27 protein-coding genes and 2 pseudogenes are annotated in these 25,416 nt (G+C 61.7%); 14 read left to right on the forward strand and 15 right to left on the reverse strand.

Going from position 1 to position 25,416, the window contains the following annotated elements; all coding sequences use genetic code 11:
• Nucleotides 1-30 precede the first annotated feature (30 nt).
• Entirely contained in the window at nt 31-258 is a 228-nt protein-coding gene (locus tag ACN8ZM_RS41310; RefSeq protein ID WP_137962479.1) for a hypothetical protein, read from the forward strand.
• Nucleotides 259-589: 331 nt separating this feature from the next.
• Here the strand turns inward: ACN8ZM_RS41310 and ACN8ZM_RS41315 are convergent, their stop codons facing one another.
• From ACN8ZM_RS41315 to ACN8ZM_RS41335, 5 genes are all read right to left on the reverse strand, one after another.
• Nucleotides 590-1,600 carry a tyrosine-type recombinase/integrase gene (locus tag ACN8ZM_RS41315; protein WP_137962480.1) on the reverse strand — a complete coding sequence of 337 codons (1,011 nt, stop codon included), beginning with the start codon at nt 1,598-1,600 and terminating at the stop codon, nt 590-592.
• Nucleotides 1,601-1,740: 140 nt separating this feature from the next.
• Nucleotides 1,741-2,523, reverse strand: a complete 783-nt coding sequence (locus ACN8ZM_RS41320; RefSeq protein ID WP_137962481.1) for a hypothetical protein — start codon at nt 2,521-2,523, stop codon at nt 1,741-1,743.
• A gap of 148 nt (nt 2,524-2,671) precedes the next feature.
• Nucleotides 2,672-3,310, reverse strand: a complete 639-nt coding sequence (locus tag ACN8ZM_RS41325) for a hypothetical protein (RefSeq protein ID WP_137962482.1) — start codon at nt 3,308-3,310, stop codon at nt 2,672-2,674.
• 232 nt (nt 3,311-3,542) lie between these two features.
• Nucleotides 3,543-4,211, reverse strand: coding sequence for a hypothetical protein (locus ACN8ZM_RS41330; RefSeq protein ID WP_420213610.1), 669 nt, complete (start codon nt 4,209-4,211; stop codon nt 3,543-3,545).
• 107 nt (nt 4,212-4,318) lie between these two features.
• Nucleotides 4,319-6,010, reverse strand: coding sequence for a site-specific integrase (locus tag ACN8ZM_RS41335; protein WP_007180429.1), 1,692 nt, complete (start codon nt 6,008-6,010; stop codon nt 4,319-4,321).
• A 143-nt stretch (nt 6,011-6,153) separates the two neighbouring features.
• Here ACN8ZM_RS41335 and ACN8ZM_RS41340 point away from each other — a divergent pair, with 143 nt between their 5' ends.
• From ACN8ZM_RS41340 to ACN8ZM_RS41370, 7 genes are all read left to right on the forward strand, one after another.
• Nucleotides 6,154-9,180: a Tn3 family transposase gene (locus ACN8ZM_RS41340; protein WP_007181927.1), complete on the forward strand. Its 3,027-nt coding sequence runs from the start codon at nt 6,154-6,156 to the stop codon at nt 9,178-9,180.
• On the forward strand, nt 9,177-9,539 hold the full coding sequence (locus tag ACN8ZM_RS41345) for a hypothetical protein (RefSeq protein WP_156903410.1): 363 nt from the start codon (nt 9,177-9,179) through the stop codon (nt 9,537-9,539). The genes ACN8ZM_RS41340 and ACN8ZM_RS41345 overlap by 4 nt, the downstream gene beginning before the upstream one ends.
• Nucleotides 9,536-9,799 carry a hypothetical protein gene (locus ACN8ZM_RS41350; protein ID WP_007180432.1) on the forward strand — a complete coding sequence of 88 codons (264 nt, stop codon included), beginning with the start codon at nt 9,536-9,538 and terminating at the stop codon, nt 9,797-9,799. The genes ACN8ZM_RS41345 and ACN8ZM_RS41350 overlap by 4 nt, the downstream gene beginning before the upstream one ends.
• A 76-nt stretch (nt 9,800-9,875) precedes the next feature.
• Nucleotides 9,876-10,448, forward strand: a complete 573-nt coding sequence (locus tag ACN8ZM_RS41355) for a hypothetical protein (RefSeq protein WP_007180433.1) — start codon at nt 9,876-9,878, stop codon at nt 10,446-10,448.
• An 85-nt stretch (nt 10,449-10,533) separates the two neighbouring features.
• Nucleotides 10,534-11,487 (forward strand): nickel/cobalt efflux transporter, encoded by a 954-nt coding sequence (locus ACN8ZM_RS41360; protein WP_420213611.1) that lies wholly within the window; start codon nt 10,534-10,536, stop codon nt 11,485-11,487.
• 231 nt (nt 11,488-11,718) lie between these two features.
• A complete protein-coding gene (locus ACN8ZM_RS41365; RefSeq protein ID WP_011875868.1) occupies nt 11,719-14,655 on the forward strand; it encodes a Tn3 family transposase in 2,937 nt (978 codons plus the stop codon).
• A 105-nt stretch (nt 14,656-14,760) separates the two neighbouring features.
• Nucleotides 14,761-15,180, forward strand: coding sequence for a hypothetical protein (locus tag ACN8ZM_RS41370; RefSeq protein WP_306415730.1), 420 nt, complete (start codon nt 14,761-14,763; stop codon nt 15,178-15,180).
• Here the strand turns inward: ACN8ZM_RS41370 and ACN8ZM_RS41375 are convergent.
• The 3 genes and pseudogenes from ACN8ZM_RS41375 to istA all read right to left on the reverse strand — a co-directional run.
• On the reverse strand, nt 15,177-16,658 hold the full coding sequence (locus ACN8ZM_RS41375; protein WP_011875870.1) for a tyrosine-type recombinase/integrase: 1,482 nt from the start codon (nt 16,656-16,658) through the stop codon (nt 15,177-15,179). The two genes, ACN8ZM_RS41370 and ACN8ZM_RS41375, sit on opposite strands and share 4 nt — an antisense overlap.
• Before the next feature lie 34 nt (nt 16,659-16,692).
• On the reverse strand, nt 16,693-17,640 hold the full coding sequence (locus tag ACN8ZM_RS41380) for a DNA-binding protein (protein WP_011875871.1): 948 nt from the start codon (nt 17,638-17,640) through the stop codon (nt 16,693-16,695).
• 308 nt (nt 17,641-17,948) lie between these two features.
• Nucleotides 17,949-18,899, reverse strand: a pseudogene (gene istA, locus ACN8ZM_RS41385) (IS21 family transposase); the annotation flags it as partial.
• A 115-nt stretch (nt 18,900-19,014) separates the two neighbouring features.
• On the opposite strand from istA, the pseudogene ACN8ZM_RS41390 reads away from it, so the two are divergent.
• Nucleotides 19,015-19,470: pseudogene (locus tag ACN8ZM_RS41390) on the forward strand (recombinase family protein); the annotation flags it as partial.
• A 38-nt stretch (nt 19,471-19,508) separates the two neighbouring features.
• Here ACN8ZM_RS41390 and ACN8ZM_RS41395 read toward each other — a convergent pair.
• From ACN8ZM_RS41395 to merT, 7 genes are read right to left on the reverse strand one after another with little or no spacing between them, the layout of a single operon-like run.
• Nucleotides 19,509-19,829, reverse strand: coding sequence for a DUF3330 domain-containing protein (locus ACN8ZM_RS41395; RefSeq protein WP_010981356.1), 321 nt, complete (start codon nt 19,827-19,829; stop codon nt 19,509-19,511).
• Nucleotides 19,830-19,844: 15 nt separating this feature from the next.
• Nucleotides 19,845-20,081: a broad-spectrum mercury transporter MerE gene (gene merE / locus ACN8ZM_RS41400; protein ID WP_005413392.1), complete on the reverse strand. Its 237-nt coding sequence runs from the start codon at nt 20,079-20,081 to the stop codon at nt 19,845-19,847.
• The gene (merD, locus tag ACN8ZM_RS41405; protein WP_005798827.1) at nt 20,078-20,443 is read right to left on the reverse strand and encodes a mercury resistance co-regulator MerD; all 366 of its coding nucleotides are present in this window, start codon (nt 20,441-20,443) and stop codon (nt 20,078-20,080) included. Before merD ends, merE begins: the two co-directional genes overlap by 4 nt.
• 17 nt (nt 20,444-20,460) lie before the next feature.
• Nucleotides 20,461-22,146, reverse strand: coding sequence for a mercury(II) reductase (gene merA / locus ACN8ZM_RS41410; protein ID WP_005798829.1), 1,686 nt, complete (start codon nt 22,144-22,146; stop codon nt 20,461-20,463).
• Nucleotides 22,147-22,184: 38 nt separating this feature from the next.
• Nucleotides 22,185-22,610 (reverse strand): organomercurial transporter MerC, encoded by a 426-nt coding sequence (gene merC / locus ACN8ZM_RS41415; RefSeq protein ID WP_000522996.1) that lies wholly within the window; start codon nt 22,608-22,610, stop codon nt 22,185-22,187.
• Between the two features lie 27 nt (nt 22,611-22,637).
• A complete protein-coding gene (gene merP, locus ACN8ZM_RS41420; protein ID WP_004178136.1) occupies nt 22,638-22,913 on the reverse strand; it encodes a mercury resistance system periplasmic binding protein MerP in 276 nt (91 codons plus the stop codon).
• 13 nt (nt 22,914-22,926) lie between these two features.
• Entirely contained in the window at nt 22,927-23,277 is a 351-nt protein-coding gene (gene merT, locus ACN8ZM_RS41425) for a mercuric ion transporter MerT (protein WP_005798838.1), read from the reverse strand.
• Nucleotides 23,278-23,348: 71 nt separating this feature from the next.
• Between merT and merR the strand changes: the two genes are divergently transcribed.
• The 5 genes from merR to ACN8ZM_RS41450 all read left to right on the forward strand — a co-directional run bounded on the left by merR (nt 23,349) and on the right by ACN8ZM_RS41450 (nt 25,272).
• Complete coding sequence (gene merR / locus ACN8ZM_RS41430; protein ID WP_005798840.1) at nt 23,349-23,783, forward strand: Hg(II)-responsive transcriptional regulator; 435 nt, start codon at nt 23,349-23,351, stop codon at nt 23,781-23,783.
• Between the two features lie 222 nt (nt 23,784-24,005).
• The gene (locus tag ACN8ZM_RS41435; RefSeq protein WP_001247892.1) at nt 24,006-24,296 is read left to right on the forward strand and encodes a nucleotidyltransferase family protein; all 291 of its coding nucleotides are present in this window, start codon (nt 24,006-24,008) and stop codon (nt 24,294-24,296) included.
• On the forward strand, nt 24,293-24,679 hold the full coding sequence (locus ACN8ZM_RS41440; RefSeq protein ID WP_003100872.1) for a DUF86 domain-containing protein: 387 nt from the start codon (nt 24,293-24,295) through the stop codon (nt 24,677-24,679). Before ACN8ZM_RS41435 ends, ACN8ZM_RS41440 begins: the two co-directional genes overlap by 4 nt.
• Nucleotides 24,680-24,694: 15 nt before the next feature.
• Nucleotides 24,695-24,868 carry a hypothetical protein gene (locus ACN8ZM_RS41445; RefSeq protein WP_003154411.1) on the forward strand — a complete coding sequence of 58 codons (174 nt, stop codon included), beginning with the start codon at nt 24,695-24,697 and terminating at the stop codon, nt 24,866-24,868.
• A gap of 47 nt (nt 24,869-24,915) precedes the next feature.
• Nucleotides 24,916-25,272 carry a cupin domain-containing protein gene (locus ACN8ZM_RS41450; protein ID WP_003465043.1) on the forward strand — a complete coding sequence of 119 codons (357 nt, stop codon included), beginning with the start codon at nt 24,916-24,918 and terminating at the stop codon, nt 25,270-25,272.
• The last annotated feature ends 144 nt before the right edge of the window (nt 25,273-25,416 follow it).

The raw sequence follows: 25,416 nt of genomic DNA on the forward strand, positions 1-25,416 counted from the left end.
TAGCGAAAAACTTCGAACGGATCACACTGAATGAAAAACGACAGCTCTTCCGAGTTCCAATTTTCGACCGGCATCGGCGACCTCAAGCGAGTCATCCGGGAACACCCGCCGAAGCCACGTGAGAACGAACCGCGTCAGTCACGACCGAATTCGCGAATGCTCATGCTCACGGCCGCGATTGCGGTTTCAGCATTGCTCACGTGGGTGTGTCTGGATGAGATATTGATTCAGGACAGGCCGGTTCCGGCCCACCGCTGACATTGGGAGTGCGTGTTCGCACGACGCCGGATACGACCTGTCAGAAGCTTAAAGAGGGTCGGCCGTCTTACTCCTGCAGATTGCATCAAAAGCAAAGGTCCCCCGGATAGGAAGCTTGCGAGTCAAGCCGCCGGCGATGCCGCGACGAAGGAGTGGAAGCGAGAGTACTACTCGTGCGTGGTCCCGTGCGCGGCCGACCTGTAGTAGAACGCCGCGGCGACAGCCACGCACGCCGCCATGGAAAACCCGATGGCGGCCCATGCCGGAAGGTGAATGCGGTCCAGCAAGCCAAGTAGCGAGAGAGGTTGCATCGGATGCCCCTTTGGAAGGATCAAACAGGACGGCGATCGCCGGCACTCCATAGCCCTCGAAGTCGCGCGATACGAAAAAGTTGGTAGTCGGTCTCGAGCCCCATCCATGAGCGGAGATCGTTCTGGTTTGTGCCAGCCATGAGGTTCCGCAAGGCATAGGTGTTGCGAAGCACCGAGGCGCCCTTGTCCTGGCCGTTGAATCCGACTGCCTCGAGCGCGGCGCTGATCAGCGAGTACACGCTGTTCTCGGCCAACGGTTCATCTGACGGTACGGGATCGCCGCCGCCTGCGCTTGACGGAAAGAGATAGCGCCACTCCCCGCCCCGTTCTTCAAGGCATCGGATCCACGTCGTCAGAGGCTCGACACACCATCTGGCGAGGGGCACAACGTGAGCACGGCGTGAACCGCTCGCCGTACCGGGCGTGACCAGCCGCTCAGTCGTGAGATCAACGTTTTCGAGTTCAATGTGGATGCCTTCGAACAGTGTGAGACCTGCCCCAGCGAAAAGCGCAAGCATTGCCCTGTTTCGGCATCCGGTCCAAGTGTTCGTTGGCATCGAAAGGATTTTCTCGCGCAAGCGAGCATCCTGCATCGAATCGAGGCACTCGGGAAGCTTGGCTTCTGACCGATCTCCAGTGCGCTTGCTGAATTCGACCAGCAACGCCGCCGCGGGGTTGACCTCTCGAAGGCCCAGATCAACTAGGTGCTCGAACACGTCGTTGATCAACCGAACGTACCGCTGCGCGGTACCACGCTCAGCCGCTACCTTTCTGGTCGCGTTGCCCTCACCGGCTTCCCGCTTCCCCGCCAGCGTCGACAGAAACAACTGTATCTCGTCTGGGCCTACCGACAGAACGGAGGCCGGTTCGTCCCGACCGTAGAGGAATTTCAGGAACTTGCCGTACATCGAGGCACGCTGCTTCAGCGTCTGCGAACTGAAGGGGTTCCCACGGCCGTCGACGAGTTCGCGTTGCCATTCGACGAACGCGGCTGGATTCACGCTATCCCAGTTGACTGTCGGCTCTGCCATGTTCGAGTCCTCCTCGGCCCTGTTCCTGAAGACGGGGTTTGGCGAATCGTAGATTCGCTTACTTGTGGATTGTAATCGCTTATGCGTATATAACCCACTCAAATTTCGCCAAAAATCCCCTCCGCCTGCCGGTTAGCCGGTTACAGGTTCAAGACGGTTTGGTCCTTTGCCTTCTGCTGAATGTTGCTGAGGGTTTGCGGATCAAGCGATCGCTCCAGCGCAACCCTTGCGGCTTCTGTCGTCAGTCCGGCTCGGCAGGAGTCCGTACAGCGAAGGCTCCAGAGGTACGCGTTCACGCTGTCCCTGCCCTGCACGTACACATTCGCGAGCATAGCCGCGGCCAAGGTCTCGCCGGCCGACCATGCTGCGTCGTAGAGTTGCACGCCGCGCACGCGATCCACCGGCACGCCCTGGCCCGCGACCAGCACGGCCGCCGCAAGCATCTCGTACGTCCTCGCTTGGTCCGTCACTTGCCCGTCTAGCGAGACGGCCGTCGAGACGATGCTTGTAGCCACCTCCGGCCGCGCGATGATGTTCCGGATATCCTCGCTGAGATCATCGGTTGCATTGGCAGACAGCGCCCCGATGGCGATTCGGCCGGCGCCGACGTTCCCTGCAAGCAGTGCGTCCGGGAGCGGGCCAATTGCGGCCGCTTTCATCGACTCCAGCTCTTCCGAGCACGCCTTCTGCATCGAGAAATGATAGATCCCGTTGTAGTCGTCGCACTGCTCCGCAACGGATTCACGCGCGATGCGAATGCCTGTGAAACTCTTGGCCGGGTCGACATCTTTGCCCATTTGACGCTTGACGGCGGCCTCGGCATTGGCGCGAAGCTGAATGGACGGATCCGGACCGCATGCCGTAAGCAAAGACACCATCGCGACAGCGGTCGCCATCCAGACGACCTTCACTTTCCCGCGCATACCCTAGTTCCTTCGCAATGTGAATTGATCCTTGCGTGCCTGGACTTGACACGCTGCCATCGAATGATGCCGAACGACTGATGAAAAACAAGCGCCCTTAATCACAGGGCCATACTGGAATTCTCTCTAGGTATTTGCCTCGACCGGCTTACGCCACCCACCCGTGAGCAACGTAGCGTCGCGCAGATGCCTCGTTCCCGTGGACAACAACGGACTCGTCAGCGAGCATGCCAACCATGTCGTAATGCTCGACGAAGTCGGCGATGCTTTCGCTCAGTACCTTGAAATTCGCCCGAGACGCGTCCAGAACCTCGAACTTAAGAATTTCACCCGCCACGTAGCTGTCCGTCAGTTCGGCACCAGCACGCTCGATATCGGCGAACTTCGTCTCAAGAACCTTCCCGATCGCGAACTGGATCGCTTCGATATCGCACTCGCTCCCAAGGCCGGGGCGTTGACGGTTCGGAAAGCCGTCGGTGGAATTGAAGGCAAACACCAGAGAGAATGAGGGAGGGGAATCCGAATCGTCGTAACGCGCGATGATTCTTCCCCAAGGCAGTTCGATTGTCGGAAGGGGCTGACTCAGTTCTTCGAGCATGCTCTTTCGTCTCTGCTGGTACACCCGATGCCCTCGCTTGATTCCCAGGAGGTCCAGTTCCTGGTCGGCCATGTCCTCGAGCATGAATTGAGGCAAGGATTTCTGCGGCCAGCGCGCCAGATCCTCCGCGCTGAAGCCCTTCCGAATGAGAGTTGCTGCATCCACCTGGGAACGTAGAGCCGTCGTCATATATTTGCGTGATCCATGGCCGTACTTTGAATTTGTCCTGCTCGTGGGCAGGATCCTGCCAGGATATTCGCACCGGGAACGCTTCTCAGCTATCGCGAAACATGTTCAATGTGCGGCCTGTTTCCTTCGCAAGCACTTTCAGCAGGATTTCTGGCGCGGAAAATAGAAAGCCACTCGCAAGGAGTGGCTTTTGAACTGCTGGAAACATCCTTCCTGACCATGGGCAGAACAGCTATGCCGCCATAATCGATGCGGTCTGATGCCCCCGCTTTTCCATACCGAGAATCTCCCTCACTTCCGCACACGCGCCGCCCAGCAGCTCGCGCACGCAGCTTCGGAAGTCTCGTTGACTGGCCAGAGCCTGCCAGTCGCCCGTGAAGGAAAACCCACCCAGCTGCGATGAACCGACTTCTTCACCGTCATGTTCGAGCTGAACGGAGACCATCACCGCCCCTTGCCGACCTTTGGCGATCTCGATCATGTCGATGAGGTCGTAAAGCCGATCACCGCTGTCGGCCAGATACTGTGCCTCTTCCTGTTGAACGCTGACCTTCAATCCGAAGTCGCCGAACGTGCGATCGACAACAACGCTGGCGTCGCTCGGCGCCGCTTCGATGCACGCATAGCCGTCATCTCTGAGTCGTTGCGAAACGCTGACGATGTCCTCCTCGACGAGAGACAGCAGAAGCGACATCGCCTTGTCTTCCGCCAGCGTCAGGTCGGTATCGTAGCTGCGATCGGCCGTCATCGTGTGCTCGTGTACGTAGCGATGATCGCTCGCGGTGATGTTGATCCGCTCGCCTCTACCCACCGCGCTGAACACCAGGCCCATGAAGACCGGCTTGTCGGCCAGCAGGCGACGCGCCACGACCTTCGCATCGACGCATCCGGTGAAACGCATGCCGTCGCCCTGGCAGTAAGGGGTTCTACGCCGGAACCCCAGAAAATTCCGTCATTCCACATTGTGAACGTCAATCGGTTTGTTGCCTGACGTGCCGAGCGAGTAACTCAGTCGGTAAATGCCTGCCCGAACTGCCGTGCCCGCTTTACATCGTCGGTATGCAAGTAAATCGACGTGGTCGAAATCGACGCGTGACGCAGGTTATCTCGTACGGCGCTCAGCTCAACCCCTCTGGCGATCGCGTGGGTCGCATGGGTGTGCCGCATCCAGTGCGGAGAGGCCCGATGCAGCTTTTCAGCCAGCACCGGATGGTCGTTCTTGATAATCTGCGCGACGAGCCGAAAAAACCGGCGCATGACTTCCCACAGCCGCAAGGGCTTGATGCCGGCATCGGCGTCGTCAAGGCTGCCAATCAGGGACGTGGTCGGATTCCAGTGAGCACGGCTGACAGGAAGCCCCCGCTCCTGCAGATATCGGTCCAGCGCTGTGCGCGCTAGGGGTGTCAGGGTAACGCGGGCTGGCTTGCCGCCCTTGCCGACCACGTGCAGCCAGTGATCACCGGCTGCGTCGACTTCGATGCTGCGCAGTGTGGCGTCAGCCAGTTCGCTGATCCGCAGTCCCGTTGCGTAGCCGAAATCCAGCATGAACCGCAACCGTTGCGCAGCGGGCGCCTGCCAGCCGTACGACCACTCGAGCCCGTTGGCGATGGTGCGCGTCAGCATCCATTCTCCTTCGGTGAAAGCGTGCGAGGTTTCAAGAGCCATGGCGCGCTTGCTGCCGCGTACCTTGATGCCGGAGAATGGGTTGGCCACGACGTAGCGCTGCTCGACCAGCCAGCGGAACATGGCGCTGAGCACGGCAAGCGCATGCGCAATCGAACGGGCCGAGAGGTTGTCGACAAACGGGCGCCAGTCCGTTGATGTGCGCGGCCGCGGTGGCCCGACCCAGCGTTCTCGCGGTGTAGGTCTGCGCAGAAACGCCCTGTAGTCGGTGGCATCCCGGGTGGTCAGCGAAGACAGCGCCTTGCCGCGAGCAACGATGCCCCAGAGAATCAGCCGTTCGGCTTCCTTGCGGTAGGCCCGCTGCGTGGCCGGGGATTCGTGCAACGCGAGCCATGCCTGGATAGCGTCGTAATCGTTGTCGACGCCGAGGATGCAGGCCGACACCGGTGCGCGGAAGGCGCCGGCGGATCCGTCGATCTCGTGCGGTAGCCGTAGTTGCTCCCAAGGCGTCACGACTGACTGCCGATCCGCGATGATCAGTGCGCGGGCCCGCTCCGTGAGCGCCGGGTACGCGGCAAAGAAGGCCTCGATCCTTCTTGCACTGGCCGGCCCGAGACCCGGAATGACGGTCCACCACTGCCGGCGACGCGGAATCCGTACCGTGAGATCGGCCAGGGTCCGGATGCCGGCCGCGTGCAGGGTGCGGGCAGCGCGATTCGGCAGCCAGTGCGCAATGTCGTCGCCGATCTGCGGAGCTGGCGCAGGCATGATGCGCAGTAGCTCGACAGCCTGCGTGGTGGCGCGCGCATGATGCATACGCTTTTGGGCCGGGCATTCGAACAGCGTGGCCAGATCTGCCCGCTGTCGGTTACGGGCATAAAGTGCCAGTTGCCGGCGGATCTGGCCGATGACGCCGCGGGCTGACTGGCTGTGGCTGAGCCGATCTTGCATGTACCGGTGTGCCGCCTCACGCGAGGATGCGCCCTCGTACCAGGCACGCAGCGCTGCCAGTGCATCAGCATCAGGAAAGTCGGTCGGGATGTCGGCGGCGGACGGGCTCGTGGGGCGCGTTTTCATGTCATCGAGTTTAATATGGAAACAATGCCACAGAGATAATAAAGCTTATCTCTGTAGAATGCGGGAGTTCAATATTTCTGTCGTACCCCATGTCGTGATATCACAAAATTGAAGGATCTGACGTTGCGTGGAGAGGATGGTCGATGATCAACAAGAATAAGCTGCTCAGCGTCTTTTCCGACGCCGAACAGGAAGCCCTGTATGGCCTGCCTGATTTCGACGATGCGCAGCGGCTGGAATACCTGGCATTGACCGAATCCGAACTGGCGCTCGCCAGTAGCCGGCCCTCCATACCCGCGCAGGTCTATTGCATCTTGCAGATTGGCTACTTCAAGTCCAAGCACGCCTTCTTCCGCTTCGATTGGGACGAGGTTGAGGACGATTACGATTTCGTGTTGAGCCGCTATTTCCACGGCGAGCCGTTCGAACGCAAGCCGATCACCCGGCACGAGTACTACGCCCAGCGCGAACAGATCGCTGAACTGTACGGCTATCGACCGTGGGTGGCCGCCTTCCTGCCGCAACTCATGCAGCAGGCCGCGCAGATCGTACGTCGCGACGTGACACCGGGATTCGTCGCCGCCGAGCTCATCGTGTGGCTCAATGAGCACAAGATGATCCGGCCCGGCTACACGACCTTGCAAGAGCTAGTCAGCGAAGCCCTGTCCGTCGAACGTCGGCGGCTGGGCGACCTGCTCACCGGCGTATTGGACGAATTGACCCAAACCGCGCTAGACCAACTTCTGGTGCGCGATGATACTCTGTCGAAACTGGCGGCGCTGAAACAGGATGCCAAGAATTTCGGCTGGCGTCAGATGGTCCGCGAACGCGAAAAGCGCGGCACGCTGCAGCCGTTGCACGAAATCGCCAGGACGCTGCTGCCCCGGCTGGATATCTCGCAGCAGAACGTGCTGTACTACGCAAGCCTGGCGAACTTCTATACCGTCCACGACCTGCGCAACCTGAAGGCGGATCAGGCGCAGCTCTACCTGCTGTGTTACGCCTGGGTGCGCTTCCGACAGCTCACCGACAACCTGGTCGATGCGATGGCCTTCCACATGAAGCAGCTCGAGGAAGAAAGCAGCGCGGGCGCGAAACAGTCACTCATCGCCGAGCAAGTAAAACGCCATCGGGAAACGCCGCAGATCGGCCGCCTGTTGTCGCTCTATGTGGACGACAGCGTAGCCGATCCGACGCCGTTCGGCGAGGTGCGTCAGCGCGCCTATAAAATCATGGCCAAAGATGTGCTACAAAACACGGCGCAACGCATGACGGTCAAGCCGCTGAGTCAACTGGCACTACACTGGTTGGCGGTGGACGGCCTAGCCAAACGTATTCGCCGTCACCTGCGCCCCTTGTACGTCGAGCTCGACTTCGTCGGCACCTCCCCAGACAACCCGTGGCTCGCGGCGCTGGCTTGGGTCAAGGGGGCCTTCGCCAAACAGCAGCGCCTGTCACAACGACCGCTCGCCGAATGTCCCGCGGCCACGCTGCCGAAGCGCCTGCGACCGTACCTGCTGATCTTCGGCGCTGATGGTCAGCCGACCGGTTTGCACGCCGATCGCTACGAATTCTGGTTGTACCGCCAGATCCGGAAGCGCTTCCAGTCGGGAGAGATCTATCTCGACGACAGTCTGCAACATCGTCACTTCTCCGACGAGCTTGTTTCGATGAACGAGAAGGCCGACGCGCTGGCGCAGATGGAGATCCCGTTCCTGCAGCAGCCAATCGATGCCCAACTCGATGCGTTAGCGGCCGAGTTGCATGCACAATGGCTGGCCTTCAACCGAGAGCTGAAACAGGGCAAGCTTACGCACCTGGAATACGACAAGGATACGCAGAAGCTGATTTGGCGCAAACCGAAAACCGAGAACCAGAAGGTGCGTGAGCAGGCATTCTACGAGCAACTGCCATTCTGCGATGTTGCCGACGTGTTCCGCTTCGTCAACGGCCAGTGCCAGTTCCTGTCGGCGCTGACGCCATTGCAGCCGCGCTACGCGAAGAAGGTAGCGGACGCCGATAGCCTGATGGCGGTTATCATCGCTCAGGCAATGAACCATGGCAACCATGTCATGGCGCGCACCAGCGACATTCCGTACCACGTTCTGGATAGCACCTACCAGCAGTATCTGCGTCAGGCGACGCTGCATGCGGCCAACGACTGCATCAGCAACGCCATCGCCGCGCTGCCGATCTTCCCGTACTACTCGTTCGATCTCGATGCGCTGTACAGCGCCGTCGATGGGCAGAAATTCGGCGTCGAGCGACCGACCGTGAAGGCGCGTTACTCGCGCAAATACTTCGGACGAGGCAAAGGCGTCGTCGCCTACACGCTGCTGTGCAATCATGTCCCGTTGAACGGCTACCTAATCGGCGCGCACGAGTACGAGGCGCATCACGTGTTCGACATCTGGTATCGCAACACGTCGGATATAGTGCCGACTGCGATCACCGGCGACATGCACAGCATCAACAAAGCCAACTTCGCTATCCTGTATTGGTTCGGGTTGCGCTTCGAGCCTCGCTTCACAAACCTCGATGACCAGTTGCAGGAATTGTATTGTATCGACGACCCGGCGCTGTACGAGAAATGCCTGATTCAGCCGATCGGACAAATCGATCGGCAGCTCATCACCAGTGAGAAGACAAATATCGATCAGATCGTCGCCACGCTGGGCCTCAAAGAGATCACGCAGGGCTCGCTGATCCGCAAACTATGTACGTACTCGCAGGAAAACCCGACACGTCGCGCGATTTTTGAGTTCGATAAGCTCATTCGTACCATCTACACGTTGCGTTACCTGCGCGACCCGCAGCTCGAGCGAAACGTGCATCGCTCCCAAAACCGCCTCGAGTCTTACCATCAGCTTCGTTCGACCATCGCCCAGGTCGGCGGCAAGAAGGAATTGACCGGCCGCACCGACATCGAAATCGAGATCAGCAACCAGTGCGCCCGGCTGATCGCCAACGTCATCATTTTTTACAACTCGGCGATTCTGTCGCATCTACTGACGAAATGGGAGGCCAGTGGCAACGCCAAGGCGCTGGCGCGGCTTACGCAGATATCACCGGCAGCCTGGCGGCATATCCTTTTGAACGGGCACTACACTTTTCAAAGCGACAACAAAATCGACCTGGACGCGCTCATTGCAGGGCTCGAATTGGAGTGATCGAATTTTCGGCGGTTCTGGCTTGGAATCCCTTATTCCTGTTACGGTGGAATACGATGCCACAACCAGGTAATCCTTTACCCCCAGCCGTGGTCAACACCTGGCGACTGAGCGTCGGCACGTCGCTGTTCGTGATCGATATCCTGGCCGACGGCAGCTGGCGACCGGCGTATATTGCGCCAAAGCGGCTGGGTGGCTGGACGATGGATGTGTTGCCGAACATGCCGCCGACGTTAGTCGATATCGCTCCCTCGGTACGCACCTGGGCGCGACAGTACGGCGCGAATGTAACGAACCGGCGCACGCCGGCGCGCCGGTTTCCCGCGCAAACCGCTTCTTCGAACAGGACGCCAGAATGAACATGCTGAAACGTCGTCTCGATGCGACAGACGAAAAGCTGCAGGAGCTGAAAACAGCCCGCAAAGCGGCAGCTAAGGCGCAGCGCCAGCAGGTCAAGCAAACGCGCGCGGATCGCGAGCGAAAGATCATGCTGGCCGGCGAGGCGTTGCTGCGGCGTGTCGATCGCGGCGAGTGGGATGAAGCCGATTTCCGCGCGATGATGGACGATTATCTGTCGCGGCCCGCCGATCGCGCGCTGTTCGAGCTCGACGATGTATAGCCTTTGATGTTCGACGTCGACGCACCGCACAGCCAGGTCGGCAAATGTTGATTTGATTCACGATGAAGGATGCCCGATGCTGCCAACGCTCCGCATGAACCGGAATTTTGTCGAGGCCTTGCTGGCCGAGCGCGCGCCCTGCTTTGCGATGGGACTCGTGGCCGAGGGCCAGACGCACTATGCTTGCCTGGCACTGCGGCCGGTGGATGACATTCCGAACGACGTAACACGCAGCGGTTTCAACTTTGGCCACTCGATACGCGGCACCGACGACTTCGAGGTCGTACACTTCGGCTTAGAGTTTTACGGCTACCGCATCTTCAATGCGCTGATCAATCCGAGCAACTTCATCGCCAGGACAATCCTGTCGCACATGGTCGACACGAAGGCGTTTTTCTTCTTCGCGGTCAACCCGTCAGGCGGTGTGACGGTGTTCAAGTCCGGCATCGGTGAATGCAGCCTGGACAGCATCGAGTCTAATCTCGAGCGGATACTGCGCTCGAGCACGTCCGATGCTCAGTACGACGCGGCGCTGACAACGTTCAGCGACCATCCAGATCCGGTCGGGCCGATGCTGCACTGGGTTTGCCGGGACTGCGAAGATTGTCTCGACCTGTCCCACAATGTAATCGAACTGGGCCCCGCGTAACGGTCCTGATGGTCCGTGTGACCGAGACCGTCATGTCACTCACCGGACGTCGCTCCAACATTCTTCGGCTGGAATAAGCCGATTAATGTTCACAATGTGGAACGACGGAATTTTCTGGGGTTCCGGCGTAGATCGGATGTACTTCGGGCGCAACTGGAATGCCGAGACCAGCGAACCCTACTTCCAGGTCGCGTCGGCGGTACTGATCGTCGGCGTTGCCGCGTGGATGATCTGGCGGACCTGGCGTCAGCAGCGACTCGCACACGCTCACGATCATCACGACCATGACCACCACGATCACGGCGATGAAGCCAAGCTGATCGATACCGGGCATGGCGTCGTGCGTCTCGAAGTGTTCGAGGACGGCGTGCCGCCTCGCTTCCGTCTGTATCGACAAGGCCGGCACAGTCACGTGTGGAGCTCCGATGAGGTCCGGATCGAAACCGAACGTCAGGACGGCAGCCGGCAGGCCTTCACGTTCAGGATGGGAGACGGATTCGTGGAATCGGTGCAGGAGATTCCGGAGCCGCACGAGTTTGTTGCTCGACTGAGTCTCGGCCATGGCAACCACAGCCATGACTATGACGTCGAGTTCGTCGAGCACGGTCACCATCACCACGCCGGCGCCGACCAAGACGGGCTCAACATATCGGACGCCGGCTATCAGGATGCGCACGAACTCGCGCACGCCAACGATATTCGTCGGCGGTTTGCCAACCGCGAAGTCACGACGGGTCAAATCGTGATGTTCGGGCTGACAGGCGGGCTGATTCCGTGCCCCGCGTCCATCACGGTGTTGCTGCTCTGCCTGCAACTCAAGAAGATCGCGCTCGGTGCCACGCTGGTGCTGTGCTTCAGTATCGGGCTGGCGCTGACGATGGTCGTCTCGGGGACGTTGGCTGCGATCAGCTTGAAGCACGTGTCGAAGCGCTGGAGCGGGTTCGGCGATTTCGCGCGGAAGGCGCCGTACTTCTCTGGCGCGCTGATCATGCTCGTTGGGCTGTTTGTCGGTTATCAAGGCGTCGTCGCCTTGGGTTGATTTCGGCGTAGACGACCTCGTTCAGGCTGCTCAAGATCGGCTTTCAGTTTTCGTGCATGCCGGCACTCTCACATAGTCGCCTATCCGAAACCTGACAAGCCCGATTTCCGCGGCCGATTCGTTGGACGGCACACGACAACGCTACGAATATGTCATATTCGGCCCGCGATTGTCCGTCACCAAATTTCTCGCTATGCTGCACAGCCCGTCTTCCGCTTCGGGATGCGCACGATGGACCACTGGCGCCTCGCCTACCTCGGCGTGCGGCACTTCCCGCATGAGTTGACTGAGTTCGAGCTCAACACCTTCTTCACGTTCTCCGCCCGCGAGCGCGCCCTGATCGACGGCCGCCGCTCGCATCTTTACCGCCTGGCGGTCGCGCTCCACCTAGGCTTCGTGCGGATGACCGGCCGCACGCTCGATGCTTACAAACAGGTTCCAAATCGTTTGTGGCAGCATCTCGGCGAGCAACTCGGCATCGACTCGCCGGATCTGGGGACGTTGCGCGCACTGTACGATGACCGCACCGACACGCTCGCCGATCACCAGAGGCTTGCCTACGATGCGCTCGGATTCAAGCCCATGGCCGAGCACCAGCGGCGCTACGTCGTGCGCTGGCTTAAGGAACGGCTGTCGGGCCGGCAGGATCGCAGCACGGCGCTGTTCGACCTCAAGCAATGGCTTTACGAGCACCGGGTCCTGATCGTTCACGACCGCGCACTGCAGCAACTGATCGTGCAGGCAGTGCAGGACGTCGAAGCCGCGCTAATCCACCGTCTCGAGGTAGCGTTCGGCGCCGCGGCGCTCGATCAATGGGGCATGTTGTTGCCGCGACCGGAATCGGGCGGAGCCAGCCTACAGCAGTGGGTCTGGTCCGTGCCATTACGGAACTCGACGAATCAGATGGGCGAGTTGTTTCGAAAGATCGAGCGCCTGACCAAGCTCGGTGTACATCGTGACTGGCCAGTCGAGTGCAACGAAGCGACGGTGCGACACTACGCGCGACGCTGCGCGAACCGTCCGCCGTCGGTGAGCAAGCGCATCCGTCAGCCTGTCCGTCAGCTTGAGGCCGCATGCTTCATGCGTTACGCGCTCTGCGTCGCCACGGATCAGCTGCTGTGGATGCTTGCCCGCTGGCAGCGCAAGATGGTCAATGAAGCCGGCCGCAAGGTCGACGCAACGCGCCCGGACCTGAAAGCGCAACTGCGCGAATTTGCGACGGCCGTGAAAGCGCTCGCGACCGACGCCACCCTGGCGCACGACGCGCTAGTCGCGCGTCTAGTGCAACTGGCCGACACGACGCTCGCCCAAAGCGGCCCGAGCCGCGCGAGCCTGGTGCGCGCGCAATTGCTGACCAAACAACGCGTCGCCCGCGCGATGCTGGCGAAGTTGTTGACGCTGCCGTTCGCGTCGCAAACCCCGCATCCCGTCATTGACGCGCTGGAGGTACTGCGAACGATCTACGTTTGCGGCGAACGTGAACTGCCGGCGGATGTATCCGTGCCGGTCGGGCGCGCCTGGCAACGGACCGTGGCCGGCGAGGACCGCGTGCAGGCACTGCTTGCGTTCGAATGGGCGACCTTGTCCGCGTTGCGGGTCGCGCTGCGCAACGGCTCAGTCTTCGTCGAGCACAGTTTCGCGTTCCGCAGCCAGGCCACGCTGCTGATTCCCGACGACACCTGGAAGGCGCAGCGCAACCACTTTTATGGTCATCTGAAACTGTCGCAGGACCCCAAAGAGTATATCGAGCCGATTTGCGCGCACCTGAGCGAGGGCCTTGAACGGTTGACGCAAGCCGTGTCGCGTGGTGAGGTTCGGGTCGACACGGCGATCCACCTCGATCCCGCCTCGGCGCAGCGGGCCGAACCTGCTGTCGAAGCGCTGCGCCGCGCGATCTTCAATGTTCATCCGGACGGCCAGTTGCCGCGCATCCTCCTGGAGATCGATAGCGAGACGCGGTTCAGTTGGTTGCTGCTGGGCCGCGAACCTCGTGCGCGCAGCGAGCTACTGATGGTCTACGCGGCCGTGCTCGCGCACGGCACGTCGATGTCGGCCGCCGAAGTCGCGCGCATGGTGCCGGAATTGTCGGCCGGCGCGATCCGTCAGATGATGCATCGCGTCGCCGACGAGCGCGTGCTGCGAGAGGCGGCAGATGCCGTGCTTGGTTTCATGCACCGCCACCCGATCGCAGCGCACTGGGGGCGCGCGGATCTCGCGTCGTCCGACATGATGTCGCTCGAGACGACCCGTACGGTCTGGCAGGCACGTGCCGATCCGCGGCGGCGCACGGCGTCGATCGGCGTCTACACCCACGTGCGCGATCGGTGGGGTATCTTCTACGACCAGCCGATCGTGCTGAACGAGCGGCAGGCCGGCGTGGCCATCGAAGGCGCCATCCGCCAGGAAGGCACCGACGACGTCTCTCAGTTGGCCGTCGACACGCACGGATATACGGATTTCGGGATGGCGGTGGCCCGCGGGTTGGGATTCGATCTGTGCCCGCGGCTGGCGCATTTGCGTGACCGGCGTTTGCATGTTCCGGTCAGCATGAGCGTGCCCGAAGCGCTGGCCGCCGTCGTCGATCGCGACGTCCAACTGGAAGCCATCGAGGTAATCTGGGATGACTTCGTGCGGCTGGTGGCCTCGATCCAAAGCGGGCACTGTACGGCCGTGCAGGCGCTGACGCGGTTCGGGGCTGCCGCACGCGGCCTGCCGTTGTACGACGGCGGCGTCGCGCTGGGACGTTTGTTCCGGTCGATCTACCTGATCGACTATTTCACGCTGCCGGCGTTCCGTGCCGAACTGCAGCATGTGCTCAATCGCGGCGAAGCGGTGCACACCGTGCAGCGTGCGATTCATCAGGGCAAGATTCCCGTCGAGCTCACGCGGCACCGCCATACGCTCATGGCCGTGTCGTCGTCGTTGAGTTTGCTGACCAATTCCGTGCTGGCGTGGAACACGATGCACATGCAGCAGGCGATCGAACGCATCGAGACACTCGGACAAACGCCAGTGCTACCCGACTATCTGCGGCGCATCGCGCCGACGTATCTGGAAGGCATCAACCTGCGCGGCACGTTCGAATTCCCGGTCGCTGACTACGCGCATCGCCTGATGCCCAGTCTTGCGATCGGCATGCCGATGGCGGGACGCGAGGCACGCGGATGAAATTGGCAGGAGTCCGCGTAAATGGTCGGGGCATAATACGCGGCTCCTGTCTTTTGCTATGCCGCCATGAGTCGAAAGTCCGCCCGGCGTTCGGGACACCGTCCGTTGAGCAAAGAAATGTTGTTGCCGCTCCCGCTCGCACGGACCCGCGCGTTGTCGCTCGAACATCATCTCGCGCTGGCCACCATCGCAAAGGGCCATGCCAATGTCGACTTGATGGTCTGCTTGCTGAAGGCCGTCTATACGGCGTTCTATCTGCGCAAGGAAACGCCGGCGACCGGTGACGATGCCGAATTCCAGCGCGCGGAAGCTGCGCTGGCTCGGTGCATCGCGCGCGCCGAGCGCGGTGAAACCTGGGTCATGCTCGATCGAGACAAAGTCGTGATCGAGCGGATCCTGGTGCTTCACGACGAGCAACTGGCGAGCATACCGACGCATTGTTACCTGACGGCGCTCGACAAACTGAATCGCTTCGCCGTAGAAGGATTGCAATCGCCGATTCCTCCGTTGGCGACCGAACCCTAATCGGTATCGAACGCGCGATCAACGAACGCGCGCAACTGCGACAGATCCGTTTTTGCGTAGCCGGCCGTGGTCTGAATCGACGCATGGCCGAGCAGTGCCTGCGCGGCCGGCAGCGGCACCTGCCGGTCGACGACCAGCGTGCGGGCATAGGCATGGCGCAACCAGTGCGGCGACGCCCGCCGCAACGTGGCGGCACTCGGCGGATCGGTCGGGTCGAGTCGCGCGGCCGCCGCCCGAAAGATCGCCTTGACCTCGTCATACAGCCCCGAACTCTGCAGCGTCCCGCCCTTGAGGCCATGCACCAGCGCCACGTGTTCGCTTGGTTCCGGCTGCTCAGGCAGTCCCCGCAACCGTCGATAGGTTTGCAGACGCGAGACGCAACCCGCGGGCAACGGAATCGCTCGCGGTTTCTGTCCTTTGCCGCACACGTGCAAGGTCCAGCATCCATTGGAGTCGACGTCGAGTACGGGTAGTTGTCGTGCGTCGGACCAGGCCAACTCGACCAGCCGTACGCCCGCAAAGCGGTACAGGCTCCAGATCGCCCGGCGTCGCGCCGCGATCAGCGGCTCGACGTCGCGATCGACCGCGTCAACCTCGGCATCGCAAGCGCCCAACTGCGCAGCTGACAGCATGCGGGTCGGGGCGAAACCGGCATGCCGCCGTTGTCCTCGCACCAGGCCAGCGGCCGGGTTCGCCGTCAGGTAACCGGTTTCGGTCCAGTACTGGAACAGGCTGGCGACGACCGCGAGCGCTCGAGCCTGTGTCGCCTCGGACAGTCGGCCTTCAGGTTGCGCATCGTCAGCAACGTCCTGCGAAGGACGGTGCAGCATGCGTTTGTATTCGAGCAAATCGTGTCGCGTCAGGTCGGACAACGGCCCGAGCTCGTGCGCGATGCACCACGCCGCAAGGCGGCGAATCTCGGTCAGGTAGGCGCGTGCCGTATGGGGCGACCGACTGGCCCGGTCGCGCAGGAACAGCGCGGTCGCCTGGGCGTCATCGCCGACGCCGAGCGTGTTGGTTGCGCTCGCGACGGCGGCAAAGCGCCCCGCGCGCGCGAACCATGGCCGTAACGCAAGCGGGACGCCGCCAACCAGCGGCGCCGACTCCCGAAACCACTCACCGCTCGTGATCGCCAGTAATGCCACCTCGCCGAACTTGAAGCGCCGCCCATGCGCGTGCAGCACGCGTGTCAGCACGGCTTCGGATGCCGGCGCGTCGTCGACCGACACGACCCGTGCGCGACCGCGATCCCAGTATTCGACCGCGGTCGACTGATCGAGCAATAGCCGCATCACGGCCGGCTTTGCGACCTTCGCATCGGCGAGCGACGGAAAGCGCCGCTTGACGAGCGTCAGCGTCCAGCGCAGATAGACGACTTGGCCGAGCACATCGCTCACGTAAGCGATGGCGGCATCGAGACCGTTGGGCAGACGCTGCGGTGGCGTCGCACCGGTATCGATCCAGTCGGCGAAGTTCATGAGAGGTCAGCGATCGGGCAAGCGGCGGGCCGGGTCATTTTCCCTTGCGCTTCGTCGATGCGCTACCCGTGGCGCGTTTTGCCGTTGCAAGGCCTGCGCGGGCGGTCTGCGCTGGTTTCGGCGCGATGTCGCGCAGCAGGTCGCCGAGCTGGGCGTGTTGCTGCGCATTGACCGCTTTCAGCGCCAGTGCCTCGCCGACCGCTTGTTGGCGCGCCTCGCGTTCACGCACGACCTCGCTGTCGAGCCGATCGCGTTCGCCTTCCAGCGCAGCGATCCGGCGCTCGGCGAATTTCAGTTGCGTCACCGCATGCGTGTGCTCTTTTTTCAGCGCCTCGCGCTGATGCGCGGTTTCCTGCAGCAATTGCTTCGACAGCGCTTCATACCGGTGCTGGGCGGCCTCGAGCGCGGTCGTGTGTGCGTGGTCCCGGGAAGCCTGCTCGGTTGTCAGCGCGTCGAGGGCGACCTGACGCTCGTCGGCTTGCGCTTCAAGGGAGGCGCAGCGGTCCCGCTGCACTCCGTGTTGGGCGCGCAGATCGGCCAGCTCGGCGTCGCGCGTGACGAGCGTCGTGCGGAGGGTCTGGACTTCCTGCCGGAGCAATTCGACGCGCAGCTCGGCATCGGTACGGGCCGCTTCGGCTGCGACGACGTTGGCGTCGGCCGCCTGTTTAAGCCGGACGACGTCATCGAGCTGCACCGCGACGGCGGTCTGCCAAAGTGCGCGCATGAGATCGGCAATGTCGGGCGGCAGATCCGGAATGGCGACTTCAGTCAGTCCTGCTCGGACGACCTCCGCCTCGATCGCATTCAGCGCGCGGGCGAGCGTCGCGGGGTCGCCCGCGCCGAGGCGCGCGCGAAGCTTGCGGACCGACACGATCTGGCGAAAGCGGGTCCCGCTGGCCGGCGCGGCGTCGCCGGCCTCGGCGAGCATCGCGAGCACGGCGGTGCGGATCTGATCGGCGGTGACGGCGGCTGGGCGGGACATGACGGACTAATCGAGTCAAATTGGCTCAATTATTCCACATATATCTAACGTTAGATAACCCCTTTTAGGACGATATAAAGATAGTGATCCAAGATAATTTTCATTATCGCTGCTATGCAGACCCGACCGCGCCGGCGAATGCATGTCTACGCCCGCCGGGGCTCGGCGAAGAGGTGTTGAGGAGGAGCAGAAAGACCAGTCAGGAAGCGGCTGATTTTATTGATTATTATTTTGGGGGCGGAGCGCTAACCCTTGTCGCAGCTAGGTGGACCTACACCGGTAAACTGCATGAAAATCAAGGGGACCCCGGGCTTCTCGACGTAGCCATCGAACGGCGCCGGCATGGGCATCAGATGCGCCCGCTCGTGTTCGAGCATCTCGGCCACGCTGAACTGCTCGTGCTCGGGGTGGCGCACCTCGTCCCACAACGCCCGGCACCGCTGGCCCAGCCAGGCGTTGAGTTCGCTGAAGCTGCCGAAGCGCTGCTTGGCCGCGTCGATCCAGATGCGCCGGCGGCTGTCCTGCACGTTCTTCTCGACGACGCCCTTCTCCCAGCCGCTGGCGACGTTGCAGAAGTCCGGGTCGTACAGGTAGTGCGCACACATGGTCGCGAAGCGCTCATTGACGATCCGGCCCTTACCCTTCTTGACCTTGTCCACCGCGGTCTTCATGTTGTCGTAGATGCCGCGCCGGGCCACGCCGCCCAGGGCTGCAAAGCTGCGGGTATGGGCATCGAACAACATCTCATGGCCTTGGCTCGGATAGGCCACCAGCCAGAAGGCCCGCGAAGCGCATAGCTTCATGTGCGAGACCTGCATGCGGTAGTAGATCCCGCCCACCACCAGCCCTTCCTCGCTCCAGTCGAACTGGAAGGCTTCGCCGAGCTCGAAGGCCAGCGGCACGAAGGCGTTGGCGCTCGCAGATTGACCTTCGCCCTGGCGCCACGCCCGGATGAAGTCGGTCACCCGCGTGTAGCCACCGTCGTAGCCAGCGCCCCTGATCTCGGCGTACAGCGCCTTGGCCGTGCGACGCTCGCGCTTGGGCCGCCGGGCGTCGGCCTTCAACGCCTGCCTGAGCGCCTCGTGGAACGCAGTGAGCTTGTTCGGCTGCTCCCCGCGCCGGTACTTCGGCGGGCCATCCACCTCGCCGTGCAGCCACTTCGCAACCGTGTTGCGCGACAGCCCCGTCATGCGCGAGATCTCGCGCTCCGATTTGTTCTTCCGGGCATGCAAACGCCGGATCCTGCCAATCATGTCCATGGTGATCACTCCTCGTCCTCTGCTGCACAAAAAAACAGCAGAGTAGGTTGAACACCTGGCTCAATTTTGGGTCGGCACAACCCTCATAAGTGGCTCAGTTTTCGGTCGGCGCCAACAGGCACTACGGCCAGGCGACACGTTGGTCGTTTGGAAACTGGATCGGCTCGGGCGCGACCTGCGCCATCTGATCAATACCGTCCATGACCTGACCGGACGCGGCATCGGCCTCAAGGTGCTGACCGGGCACGGCGCGGCCATTGACACCACGACCGCCGCCGGCAAGCTGGTCTTCGGTATCTTCGCCGCGCTGGCCGAGTTCGAGCGCGAGTTGATCGCCGAGCGCACCGTGGCGGGCCTGGCCTCAGCACGGGCACGCGGCCGGAAAGGCGGCCGGCCGTTCAAGATGACCGCCGCCAAGCTGCGGCTGGCGATGGCGGCAATGGGGCAGTCAGAGACCAAGGTCGGCGACCTGTGCCAGGAACTTGGCATCACGCGGCAGACCCTGTATCGGCATATTTCACCCAAGGGCGAGCTACGTCCAGATGGCGAGAAGCTACTCAGCCGAATTTGATGCCGACATGAGGCGACGTAGCGAAAGCGTGGTTTGTCTCAATTTGACGGCGGCGAACCGCAAGCGTTCGGTTCGCCGCTCGTTTCGGTCGCAGTGCTGGCCCGCGCCTGGAAACGTTGATAACACTCCAGCCCGCAGAAGTGCTCGACGTACTCCGCGCCTTCCGGTGTGAAGGCGGCATCGAGCGGAATTTCCTTGCAGCACACGCAGCAACTGGTGGCGGTCGGATCATTTGCATTCATGGTGGCACCCCTCCATTGACTGACGAAGACGGCGAATGCCGCCGCCGGCATCGGCTTTGCGAACAGAAAGCCTTGCCCGCGCTCGAACGCTTGGGCCCTCCGCCGTAGTCCATCCATCCGGCCGGGAAGCGCTCATGATCTTTCCCTGAATGCCCGCAACGCCCGCGCCAGTGACAGAAGAAACAGGCCGGTCAAACCGAGCGCCGTGATGACCCAATACTCGACAAGGAATGCACCGGCGGTTGTGCCGGCCAGCACGGCAGCGAGGATGGACAGGTGGCAGGGGCAAGTCAGCACGGCCAGCGTGCCCCACAGGTAGCCGGTGAACGGTTTGTGCGTCTCGGCCGGCATGCGCTCGGGGCTGTTCATGGCAAACTCTCCGCATGCTGTGCCGGCGCGGTCGGCATGGCGGCCAACTGCACTTCCAGATTGGCCAACGCTTCGCGCCGGCGTTCGACGAACTGACGCAGCACAGCAAGCTGCGCGGCAGTTTCATCGCAGTTCGCCGCATCCAGCGCCCGGCACAGCCGCGCCAATGCGCCGAGGCCGATGCCCGCCTCGAAGGCGGCCCGCACGAAGCACAGTCGCTGCAAGGCGGCGTCATCGAACAGGCCGTAGCCACCCGTGGTGCAGGCGACTGGCCGCAGCAATCCACGCAGCAGGTAATCGCGCACGATATGCACACTCACCCCGGCATCAAAGGCCAACCGGGACACCGTGTAGGCGTTCATCGAACACCTCCTTTTCCTCATCCGGCACAACACGAAAGCTGCTTCACGTCCTTGCTGAAGGTCTGCGCCGCGAGCTTCAACCCCTCGACCATCGTCAGGTAGGGGAACAACTGGTCGGCCAGTTCCTGCACCGTCATGCGGTTGCGAATGGCGAGAACAGCCGTCTGGATCAATTCGCCGGCTTCCGGGGCGACGACCTGCACGCCGATGAGCCGTCCGCTACCTTCCTCGATGACCAGCTTGATAAAGCCGCGTGTGTCGAAGTTGGCAAGCGCACGCGGCACGTTGTCGAGCGTGAGCGTGCGACTGTCGGTTTCGATCCCGTCGTGATGCGCTTCCGCTTCGCTGTAGCCCACGGTTGCTACTTGCGGATCGGTGAACACCACGGCCGGCATCGCGGTTAGATTGATGGCAGCATCCCCTCCGGTCATGTTGATCGCGGCACGGGTGCCGGCCGCTGCCGCCACATAGACGAATTGTGGCTGGTCCGTGCAGTCGCCGGCCGCGTAAATGTGTGGCGTGCTGGTGCGCATGCCCTTGTCGATGACGATGGCACCCTGCGCATTGACGGTGACTCCCGCCGCGTCGAGTGCCAGGCTGCGCGTGTTCGGTGTCCGTCCGGTAGCGACCAGCAGCTTGTCGGCACGTACTTCACCGTGTCCCGTGGTCAGCACGAATTCGCCGTTCACATGCGCGACCTGGCTGGCTTGCGTGTGTTCCAGTACCTTGATCCCTTCGGCACGGAAGGCCGCTGTGACGGCCTCGCCGATGGACGGGTCGTCGCGGAAGAACAGCGTGTTGCGAGCTAGGATCGTGACCTGGCTGCCCAGCCGGGCGAAGGCTTGCGCCAGTTCCAGCGCGACCACCGACGAGCCGATCACGGCTAGGCGTTCGGGAAGGGTGTCGCTGACCAGGGCCTCGGTCGAAGTCCAGTAGGGTGACTCTTTCAGGCCCGGAATCGGCGGCACGGCCGGGCTGGCACCCGTGGCGACTAAGCAGCGGTCGAAAGCTACCACGCGCTCGCCACCATCGTTTAAACGGACGACCAGGCTCTGCTCATCCTTGAAACGCGCCTCACCATGTACAACGGTGATGGCCGGGTTGCCGTCCAGAATGCCTTCGTACTTGGCATGGCGCAGTTCTTCGACGCGCGCCTGCTGCTGGGCCAGTAGTTTGCTGCGGTCAATCGCAGGCACAGTCGCCGCGATACCGCCGTCGAACGGACTTTCCCGACGTAAATGGGCGATGTGGGCGGCGCGAATCATGATCTTGGACGGCACGCAGCCGACGTTGACGCAGGTGCCGCCGATGGTGCCGCGCTCGATCAGCGAGACGTGCGCGCCTTGCTCGACGGCCTTCAGTGCTGCCGCCATTGCCGCGCCACCGCTACCAATGACGACGACCTGCAACGGGCGTTCGTTGCCACTGGGCTTATCAGCGGCCCCTATCCAGCCGCGCATCTTGTCGAGCAGGCCGGCGCGGTTGTCCGTCGGTGGCGCATCGGCAAGCGTTGCCTCGTAGCCCAGTCCGGCCACGGCGGTAGTCAGCGCATCCGATGACGTGCCCGCCTCAATGGCGAGTTGCGCTGTGCCCTTCGGATAGGACACCAGCGCCGATTGCACGCCGGGCACTTTCTCCAAGGCTTCCTTGACGTGAGCCGCGCACGAGTCGCAGGTCATCCCGGTGATTTTCAGGGTGGTCATGTATTTTTCCTTTTCTGTGGTGGCTACGGCTGTTGCCGTCAGCCACGTTGTTCTGGCAATTCACAGCTGTCCGGCCCGCAGCGGCGATGTGCTGGCGAGATGAAATCCCAGACCGACACCCCAACCATCAAGGCCAGGCCGACATAGAGCAGTCCACCGCTCTGCCAGCCGTAAGCCCGCATTAAAAACACCGCTGCCAGCACCAAGATCGGGCCTATCGTGCCGAGCGCCGTGCGTCGCCACTGTCGATGATTGAGCCAAGCGATAGCATTGGCGAGTAACGCGATGCCGGCGAACATCGGCAGCAGGATGCCAATGAATAGCCCCTCGTACTGGCTCAAGAAGCCCAGTCCGATGGCCGCGCCAAAGCTGGCGATGGCAGGAAAACAGGCGGCGCAGCCCATCGCGGAAACGACGCTGCCGAGCGCGCCGGTTTTGCCAGCGATGCGCGTGATGAGTCCCATGTGTCGCTCCCGAGTTCGGTTAACGGATCAGCGTTTGAGGCTGGACGGATAGCCCGCGTCCTCGGTCGCCTTGGTCAACTTCTGGACGTTGGTCTTGGCATCGTCGAAGGTGACGACGGCCTGGCGCTTGTCGAAACTTACGTCGGTCTTGCTCACGCCCTCAACCTTGGAAAGCGCGTGCTTGACAGTGATCGGGCAAGAGGCGCAGGTCATGCCAGGCACGGACAGCGTGACGGTCTGAGTGGCGGCGAACACGGGGGCAACGAAAGCGGCGAGAGCGAGGGAGGCAAACAGCTTTTTCATGATGAACTCCTGATTAGTAGAAAAATGGCATGACGTAGGGAAAACCAAGCGCGACCAAGACCAACACGGCGACGAACCAGAAAATGAGCTTGTAGGTGGTGCGCACTTGCGGAATCGCGCACACCTCGCCCGGCTTGCAGGCTGCGGTCGGTCGGACGATGCGCCGCCAGGCAAAGAACAGTGCAACCAGCGCCGCGCCGATGAAGATCGGCCGATACGGCTCCAATACCGTCAGGTTGCCGATCCAAGCGCCGCTGAACCCCAAGGTGACCAGAACCAGCGGCCCCAGGCAGCAGGCCGAGGCGAGGATGGCAGCCAGCCCGCCGGCGAAGAGCGCCCCGCGCCCGTTTTGTGGTTCAGACATGCGCGTGTCCTTTCGAATTTAAATTGGATAGCGTAACCTTACTTCCGTAGTCATGTACGGAGTCAAGCAATATGGAAAACAATTTGGAAAATCTGACCATCGGCGTTTTCGCCAAGGCGGCCGGGGTCAACGTAGAGACCATCCGGTTCTATCAGCGCAAGGGCTTGTTGCCGGAGCCGGACAAGCCTTACGGCAGCATCCGCCGCTATGGCGAGGCGGATGTAACGCGGGTGCGGTTCGTGAAATCAGCCCAGCGGCTGGGCTTCAGTCTGGATGAAATAGCCGAACTGCTGCGGCTGGAGGATGGCACCCATTGCGAGGAAGCCAGTAGTCTGGCCGAGCACAAGCTCAAGGACGTGCGCGAAAAAATGACTGACTTGGCGCGTATGGAGTCGGTGCTTTCCGAACTTGTGTGTGCCTGCCACCTGCGGCAGGGGAATGTTTCTTGCCCGCTGATTGCTTCACTGCAAGGGAAGAAAGAACCGCGCAGTACCGACGCGGTGTAGCCAAGGGAACTACGCCTAAGCGTGCTTTATTTTCCGTTTTCTGAGGTGACGTCAACCGTCAGAAAAAACCGTGCGGCCGACTTTTGATAATTCGTGCTATCGCCTTCTGAAAATGACAGGCGCGGCACGGGAATCAAGGCATTGCGATTCTCGAAAATAGTTCTTGAAATTCTATTCTTGATTGCATATCATCTCAACGAGTTTCGATAAGAAAGGATGCGCATGCGACCGTCTGTTGTGCTTGACATGAAGCGAAGCGCAGTGCGTGAAGCGGTAGGCCGCTTTCGCGCCGCGAACCCGCGCGTCTTCGGCTCGGTGCTGCATGGCACCGACCGGGATGGCAGCGACCTCGACCTGTTGGTCGATGCGCTGCCCGGTGCCACGTTGTTGGACTTGGGCGATTTGGAAGAAGAACTGAAATCGCTGCTCGGCGTTGACGTCGATCTGCTGACTCCCGGCGACCTGCCGCCGAAGTTCCGGGCCAAGGTGCTCGCGGAGGCGCAACCGATATGAGCGAGAACCGCCTGCCCGATTACCTCGACCACATTCAGCAGGCCGCAACCGATGCGCGCAGCTTCGTGGAAGGGATGGCCAAGGACGACTTCTTGGCCGACAAGCGCACCCAGCAGGCCGTCATCATGAGCCTGATCGTCATCGGCGAGGCGGCCACAAAGGTGATGGATGGCTACGTCGAGTTCACCCAGGCGCATGCCGACGTGCCGTGGCGCAGCATGCGCAATATGCGTAATCGCATGGCTCACGGCTATTTCGACATCAACCTCGATGTGGTGTGGGAGACGGTACAGGAATGGCTGCCGGCGTTGCTCCAGCAATTGCCCGCCGTGCGTCAGGATGCCGACGATGAAGACCGTAACGACAAAGGCATGGAGCCATGACCAATCAAGCCGCCGATGTTCGGCCCCTCTGGCGTGTTCGATCCCGCGACCTATGAGCCGCGCTCGGGCAAGACCTTCTGGATGGCCGCAACGGACGTGAGTTCGCTGGTGGGCAAGGAGGCAGCAGCCGACACGCTCATCGGCAACTGCACGACCGCACGACCAGCCTCCCGTTCAAATTCGAGTTAGAACTCATATCCAGCCTGTCTGGGGGCACTGTGAAAGAGGGATCTCCGATGACTGTTGAATCGAGAATATTTTCTGTAGCCGAGTATGTTCAGCCGTCCGAAGGCGAGCCTATTCGTTCCGTTGTGCTTGAAACCCGAGACTCAATTATCGTGGTTTGGCATGTCCATCCCGGGCAGGAAATTGCGGCTCACATTCATCCTCACGGCCAAGACACGTGGACTGTTTTGTCGGGAATGGCTGATTACTTTCAGGGCAATGGGATTGTTCGTGCCCTCAGGGAAGGTGAGATAGCCGTGGCAAGACCGGGCCAAGTGCACGGGGCGCGAAATACAGGTACCGAGCCATTTGTGTTCGTCTCGGTTGTGGCATCAGCCAATGCCGGTTTCGTATTGGCTGAGCGATAGAGCCCAATCTCTGGAGTTGGTCCAATGAGCGGTCGGGGAGATAGGTAACAGACATGCAGCGGACACGGCTGCTAAACCAGGTCGCAAACCTCCTTGCGTCGCAGCGTGCCGCAAGCGACGCGATCAATCGAATGGGGTCGGCAT

The organism is Burkholderia aenigmatica (genome assembly GCF_048627025.1).
GTDB classification, from domain to species: Bacteria; Pseudomonadota; Gammaproteobacteria; order Burkholderiales; family Burkholderiaceae; genus Burkholderia; species Burkholderia aenigmatica.